Raw genomic sequence first — 7,429 nt, 5'->3', positions numbered from 1 at the left:
GCGATCGGGTCGAGTATAAATGTTAGTTTCATCAGAACGGGCGTGAGGGGACAAGAAGCTCTCTAGCTGAAATATTAGGTGCTATTGTACTCGATCGGCAAGATATTAGTTCTCGCGAAAAAATTCGTGGTAGAGGTAATTTATGAAGCGGCTCGCGCACGCCTATGTTCCCCGACGGTTTAGCGACCCAAATCACGCGGAGGTTCCCTCCGCATGTGTTTGGGTCAAGACAGCGAGACAAGACATTACCTCTACCCCGAATTTTTTCAGCTCGTTAACTTAACGTTTATTGGATTGATAACCGCGCCACACGCCAACTAAAATGCCTTGAAGCTGAACGAGATGGGCTTGGGATTCGATCGGTTTATATTTAGGATTTGCCGCTTGGAGAGTGATATTCTCGCCCTGACGGTGGTAGCGTTTGAGCGTCGTGCCTTGACCTTCCACGCGGGCAGCCACGATCGTCCCATTTTTGACATCTGCTGAGTCCTTAACTGGCTGCATGATGGCCATATCGCCTTCGACGATCGAATCCCCGATCATGCTATCGCCCATGACTTGGAGGGCAAAATAGTCGGACTGGTGAAAAATTGGGGCTAAGTCCAACTTATCGATCGTATCGGTAAACGGTTCGACTAACCCGCCAGCGGCGATCGTCCCTAAGATCGGCACGCCACTAGCCGCATACTTGAGGATTTTAATCGTTCTTGCTTTACCTTCTGCCCACTCAATAAAACCTTTGTTGCGCAGATGTTCGAGGCGACTTTGAATCGGGGCGGGCGATTTGAGCTGCATCGCCTGCATCATCTGACGAATCGATGGGGCGTGTTGGTGTTCGCGAATATAATCGACTAACCAATCGTAGAGTTCCTGTTGGGCTTTAGTTAATTCCATCATGCGTTCGTCTCAAATTCAATATATAACTACTATAGATCTCTCGTACTATTTAAGTCTACTCAATTGTTAGTAATTATGTAAATAAATTCGCCGATCTGGAAATTTGGCAGGAGCAATTGCAATCGATCGCGTAGCAAAACTTAGCTACAACTGGCTTGAGGTCAGCTACTGAGCGGCGATCGACCTCAAGATTTGGAGCCGATCGACTTTAACTGCATTACTTAGGTTGGAGATTGTGCGCCTTATAAAAGGTTTCCAGACTATTAATATCGCCAACAAATCGCCAGTGCCAAGGCTCATAACTGACTTTTTGGATATTATCCTTGGGAAAAGATAGCTCGAAACTATAGGTGGCAGCGTGGGTTTTCAACCATTTATAAGCTGGCGTAGTATCGAAATTTTGGTTTAAATTGGTTGCCGGTACCGAGCTATCGCCAAGATCGATCGCATAGCCAGTATGGTGTTCGCTATATTTGGGCGGTGCGCTGACTTCAGCACGTTTTTGCGGTTGTTGGCCGCGTTCGGCACCAACGCCGAAAAATAGTCGTTTTTGATCTTCGACCGATCGAAATGCGGAAATGGTCGTAATATTCACGCCACTCGATCGCGCTGCCGCGACCATCGTTTGAAATTTGGCTGCCGCTGCTTTGCGCAACCGATAACCGCTGCCGATCGACACTAATTCGGCATCAGGAGCCTCAGTATAGGAGAGATGGTTGAGGACGTTATCTGCAGCAGGTGTGGCGTTGTCTGTGGCTGGTGTTCCCGCACTGTTAGGATCGCTGGTGCTGGCGATCGCTGGGGTGGTCGGTTGGGTAGCGCGGGTCAGGTTCAACCACATCATCGTGCCACCGCCAGCCACTAATAGCCCGATAAGTCCAGCGATAATCCCTTTTGGTATTCCTGGAACTTCAACACTGGTGACGTCATTCGATCGAGTTTTGCTACCATCCCGCAAGGCTGCTGGGATGTCTTCGGCTTTTCCTAGATGAGCCGATTTATCTGCTGGTCTAGACCGATCTGACTTACTCAACGGTTGCTCCCTGTTGCGACGACTATATTGCATTTTGACATGATAGCTGATGACTAACACTAAAAGATGTTCGAGATGTGGATCTCTTTGGTTCTAGTATGCCCAGGGTGGGCAGGGTTCGATCCCCTACTTCTCACCGATCGATTGAAGTGCCGCAATTAAATCTGCGGCAGTTTGATACCGATCGCTCGGTCGTCGCTGAGTAACTTTGGTAATGACTGCTTGCAGTTGTGGAGAAATCATGGGAATAGAAGAGAGATTAAACCGATAGCCGTCTGGAGTTAGTTCGATAAAATCCGCTGGATTGCGCCCGGTAATGAGAAAAATTAAGGTCGGCCCGATCGCGTACAGATCTGACTGAGTGCAAGGTTGACCGTTATTTTGTTCGGGTGCCATATAGTCGGGCGCGCCAATTTTGGTACTGCCGAGGGTGCCGATTTCTTTGACAGCACCGAAATCGAGTAAAAAGATCCGCCGATCGATCGTCCGCACGAGGATATTGGCGGGTTTGACGTCGCGGTGAATCAGGGGTGGCTGCTGTTGGTGAATGTAGCCCAATATCTCACACAATTGCACCATCCAGTCGATCGCCTGCGAGAGGGAAACCTTGCCCCGCTCCATCACATATACATCCAAATCTTGGCCGTGGATTAGCTCCATCGCCAGATATTTCCGGCCAGAGGCGACGAAGAAATCATAGTACTGGGGAATCCCAGAATGGTGCAGACCTTGGAGGATTTTGGCTTCGCGCTCGAATAACTCCTGCGCTTTGGGGATGAGTGCCATATCGGCATTCATCTCTTTGAGGACGAGCATTTTAGTCCCATCCCAGGCTAAATAAGTGGTGCCCATGCCACCTTGCCCCAAAGTTTTGAGGACTTGATATTGGTGAATTTGGTGGGTAACGCTGACAGGTTGGCCGCAGTGCGTGCAGAAGAGGGCATCTGGCGGATTATCTAGATGCTGACATAGCACTGGTGAGATCGATACCGGCGGCACGATCGGCACAACTTCCAAGAAGCTCACGCTCAAATAGATCTGGGCTTGGGCAAATTGAATCCGATCGCCATCGGTCAATAACACGCGTTGCTCGCCCCGTGCTGCTTTGCTACCAATCGGCACCCCGTTAACGAAAGTACCATTGACACTAAGATTGCTCAGTTCCCAATATCCGCCGCCGTGACGCAAGCTAGTAAAGGTAATCGTGGCATGTAGGCGCGAAATCGACGGTCGATCGATGACAATTTGCCGTTCTGGAGATCGACCGATCTGAATCGGTGCGGGGGGACTAAATTGCCACTGCTGTAAGCTGTGACTTTGGTGCTCCTCCCACAACGACAGGTGGATATTTTTCATGTAACTAGTCGCAACTTATCGCATCCTAATTACGTGCCGACCTCGGTGTCAAGAGCAATCGCCACTCACTTGCATAAGTCCGCGCATCGCTATAGACCGGACTGCGCCGACCGATCGTCGTTGCTAAGTCGATCGCGGTCGAAATTTTGCCCTGACGATAAGTCTCGATCGCCCGATTGAGGGTACGGCGATCGGCAATCTCTTGGAGTTCCAATCGCCAGTAGCGGGCTTCCGCTTGGGCTTCAGCGTAGAGCGATCGACCGGGAACGATCCGATCGGCGATCTCGATCGCTTGGGACAAATTGCCTAGACGAGCAGTTGATATGGCATTGAGCAAAATCGGGCGATCTTCGATCGTCTGAATTTTTTCAGTCCAGCCGCTGACATCTGCGGTAATCTCTTCACCCAACGGGCGATCTTTACCAACTTTCCCCGCCAACTTGACAGCAGCCTTGAGATTGATGAGAGTCTCACCCCGACTGACGATCTGCTTAGCCTTAGCGAGAATCACCCGATTGTCGATCGTTTCGATCTGGCGACTCCAAGTTTCGACATCGCTCTGGATGGTTTTACCGACTTCGCTATCGGCGGGAACTTGTCTGGCAGTATCGATCGCCATTGCCAAGGTGGCCGGTTGCTGGAAGCTGGCGATCGTTTTCGCCCATTGGAGTTGGGTTTGCTGTTTGAGCATCCCTTGCCACTGCGATCGTTGCGTCCGTGCCAGGGTATAAATAGAGCTGGTTTTGGGAATTTTTTTGACTTGGGCGATCGCATCTAGCATCGCCAGGGTGTGGCGTTTATTCGCCCATACCTGTGCTTGATTGAGTTTGACCCAATCTTGAGCTTCTTGGTACACCGATACATCCTGAGGCACTTTTTGGACGATCGCGATCGCTTCATTAAAGTTTTGCGTTTTGTAGGCACCGATGCTCAATTGCATCAGATGTTTGCTCCACTTACTCCGCAAGGTTTGCCCTTCATGATAAACGTAAGTCGCGGGATCGATTTGGTTGGCTAGCTTCATCGCCGTCACGATCGGTTCGGGTCGATTTGGCAATGGTGCCTCGACTACTTTGTCTTTACCTTGTTTGTGAGTTGCGGCTTTGACGGCTAATTCAATCCGCCGAGCGCGTTCATTGTAGCCATCGCTATCTTTGCTGACGAGGGCATCTTTGGCTTCTTGAAGCTTCTCCCAAGCATCCCGTTCTTTGGCTAGCTTAGAAGCCATTCGATCGTGCTTAAAAGCACTCCAATAGTTGCCCCGCATCCGCTGAACTGATTGCAGGATCGCAAAAGCTTCACCCCAATCGCCACCTTTGATGGCTGCGGCAAATTTACTATCGATCGCCGCACTATCTTGAGCCTGAATCGACCATTTGGCGATCGTTTCTTGAGTCAGATCGTAGCTGGGACTGGTAATCGGGACGATCCGGAGCGTGGCGATCGCCTGGGCAATATTGCCTTCATTAAACTGCTTGCGACCGATGCGAATTAAGTCTTGCGACCACTCTTTGAGCAACCGCTGCGATTCGCGATAGAGAGGGTGGCGATCGTTCCAGTCTTTGACGAGTTCGACCGCAGCGCGTAGTTTGGGCACTTCTTTAGTGTCTGCTCCCACTTGGGCGCAAAACAGTCGCTCGCTATCGGTAGAAGCCGGCACGATCCCCTGACAGCTCGGCGTGGGCGGTACGGCAATCAACAATAAATAACTCGTAATCCCCGTGCCACCGACCATGGCGGCTAGCACTGCCCAAAATGCCGACCACGGATCGACACTGACAGTCGGGAGATTGAGCTTGCTAATCGGGGCCAGGGCTTCGCTAAATAAGTCGCGAGCGGGAATGTTTCTAATCGCGACCACTTCGGTCGGATTAGTGCTATCTTCCGCTAGCTCTAGCTCCGACGTTGACGTTACCGGATCTCCAGGTTGCGGAGGGATTTGGCCGTTCGCTCTCCTAGCTTGAAACTTTCTCCAGACCCCGTTCAACTGAGTTGACAATTCCGATCGCTTACTGTTTTGCATACTTCCCTCTTCAAATAAATATTAATAATTAAAATGCGCGATGAGAAAATATTTTTATAGTTAACTGGTTGCTGGTTATTTTGGCCGCATTCGCTGCGCGGACTGGTGGCTGCTTCCCGAGCGAAGCGATGCCCAGGCATACAGCATTAAATTCGACCATGTTCGTACCACCAAATTGAAATTAGTTTAGTTTTATTTACTGTGTCTTAATTAATATTGTCTAGATTATTGTCAAAAACCAATTTTGATTCGACTTATGACTGAATCGATCGGCAAAAAGTTCGCAATCGTCCGATATTCACCCGACATGTATAGCCTTGAGGTAATAATTCGATGATAAAATGACAATTAAGACTCGATCGAGCATAGACTTAGGGCAAGCCTCACCAGATTTTACCATTACTAGTCTGCTTTTAAACTACGTTTAGTAATAAAAGATTATTTACCATTTGTCAAACTCCAGACAATTATTAGAATATGACTACTATTAGCATCAGCGATCGCGAGATCCTAAACTTAGACTTAACCGCGATCGTCACCCCCATCGATCGCTGGTTAGCCACAGATCCCAAACAATTCAATCTGGACTTAAAGCTAGCGATCGACTACCATCAAGACCCCCAAGATCCTAGAGAACTCTCCGAAATCCCCGAAGTGCGACTGTGGTTTATCCGCCTCGATGCTCTGCATCCCTATTTACCGCTGATCTTAGATTGGCAAGCCGGAGAACTCGCCCGCTATGTCGCGATGCTAGTTCCCCATCAATTTAGCCGCAAAGATGGCATTCAATACAATCCCGAAGCCCTAGAAATCTGGGTGATGCATCGGGTATTTTTGCTCACCGAATGGCTCGATCGTCAGCACATCATCGATCGATCGCGCCTAAAATTTATGACGCAAATGTTAGGGTATGAATTAGACGATGGGTTATTTGAATTGATTGAAACGAAAGATTTAGGAGCGGGGAGCGGGGAATAAAAAGCAAACGTCCCAATATCTAAAACCTAAAGCCTAAAGCCTACCCTCTACCCCCTAACACATGAAAGCCCAAGTATTTCGCGGAGTCAACCAACTTAGCTACGAAGAGATCCCCATCCCCGAACTCGCCGCCGACGAAGTCCTCGTTAAAGTGAAGGTAGTCGGCTTATGCCAGTCAGACATCAAAAAAATCCTCTATCCACTCTACGCACCACCGCGAATTTTTGGACACGAAACGGCAGGTGTCATCGATCGAGTCGGTGCTGATGTCACAAATTGGCAAATCGGACAACGGGTAGTCGTGATGCATCATATTCCCTGTATGCACTGTAGCTACTGCCTGCACGAGAATTACTCTATGTGCGATACATACAAAAATGTCACGACAACCGCCGGATTTACCCCCAGTGGTGGCGGCTTCGCCGAATATGTCAAAGTACCCGGACACATCGTCCGTAATGGCGGCTTAATCCCAATTCCCGATCGCGTAACTGACGAACAAGCCAGTTTTGTCGAGCCAACTAACTGCTGCCTCAAAGCAGTCAAAAAAGCCAATATCCAAGCTGGAGACACGGTGCTGATTACTGGTGCTGGCCCGATCGGGTTAATGTTTATTATGCTCGTCAAACACTTTGGTGCCAGAGCCATCTCAACCGACTTAATTCCTGCCAGAGTCGAAAAAGCTCTCGCCGTCGGTGCCGAAGCCGCCTTCGACGCGCGCGATCCCGATCTCACCGCCAAAATTCACGCCTTAACAAACGGCATGGGTGTCGATACATCAATCCTCGCCGTCCCCAGCGACAAAGCCTTTTTCCAAGCCCTAGATTGCACCCGCAAAGGCGGCAAGATCTTATTCTTTGCCGAATTCCCCGATGAGTTAGAAATTCCCATCAATCCCAATGTTTTATATCGTCGGGAAATCGATTTAATGGGTAGTTATAGTTCATCATTCAGAGTACAAGCTTTATCAGCAGATCTAGTCTTCAATCGCAAAATTGATGTCGATGCTTTAATTAGCGATCGTTACCATCTCAAAGATCTCGATAAAGCAGTGGCACAGGCAACCAAACCAACAGCCGAAACTTACAAAATCTTGTTGTATAACGATTAAACAGTTTTATTGTAAATCCACATCAATGTTC

The 7,429-nt window shown here is 49.1% G+C and carries 6 protein-coding genes; 2 read left to right on the top strand and 4 right to left on the bottom strand.

The genetic code is table 11. The features are described 5' to 3' along the window. Positions 1-279: 279 nt before the first annotated feature. The 4 genes from lexA to RMO84_RS18010 form a co-directional block, all read right to left on the bottom strand. Entirely contained in the window at positions 280-897 is a 618-nt protein-coding gene (lexA, locus tag RMO84_RS18025; RefSeq protein ID WP_310489820.1) for a transcriptional repressor LexA, read from the bottom strand. A 217-nt stretch (positions 898-1,114) separates the two neighbouring features. After that, a complete protein-coding gene (locus RMO84_RS18020) occupies positions 1,115-1,930 on the bottom strand; it encodes a M15 family metallopeptidase (RefSeq protein WP_310489819.1) in 816 nt (271 codons plus the stop codon). 126 nt (positions 1,931-2,056) lie between these two features. After that, positions 2,057-3,286 carry a protein kinase domain-containing protein gene (locus tag RMO84_RS18015; protein WP_310489818.1) on the bottom strand — a complete coding sequence of 410 codons (1,230 nt, stop codon included), beginning with the start codon at positions 3,284-3,286 and terminating at the stop codon, positions 2,057-2,059. Positions 3,287-3,311: 25 nt separating this feature from the next. Next, positions 3,312-5,309, bottom strand: coding sequence for a hypothetical protein (locus RMO84_RS18010; RefSeq protein WP_310489817.1), 1,998 nt, complete (start codon positions 5,307-5,309; stop codon positions 3,312-3,314). Positions 5,310-5,786: 477 nt separating this feature from the next. Here RMO84_RS18010 and RMO84_RS18005 point away from each other — a divergent pair, with 477 nt between their 5' ends. Together RMO84_RS18005 and RMO84_RS18000 are read left to right on the top strand one after the other, a co-directional pair. Further along, the gene (locus tag RMO84_RS18005; protein ID WP_310489816.1) at positions 5,787-6,287 is read left to right on the top strand and encodes a CRR6 family NdhI maturation factor; all 501 of its coding nucleotides are present in this window, start codon (positions 5,787-5,789) and stop codon (positions 6,285-6,287) included. 61 nt (positions 6,288-6,348) lie between these two features. Continuing rightward, on the top strand, positions 6,349-7,398 hold the full coding sequence (locus RMO84_RS18000; RefSeq protein WP_310489815.1) for a zinc-dependent dehydrogenase: 1,050 nt from the start codon (positions 6,349-6,351) through the stop codon (positions 7,396-7,398). Positions 7,399-7,429 lie beyond the last annotated feature (31 nt).

It is taken from the genome of Chamaesiphon sp. VAR_69_metabat_338, from assembly GCF_031423935.1.
Lineage (GTDB): Bacteria > Cyanobacteriota > Cyanobacteriia > Cyanobacteriales > Chamaesiphonaceae > Chamaesiphon.
This window is presented reverse-complemented; position numbering and strand designations above follow the sequence as displayed.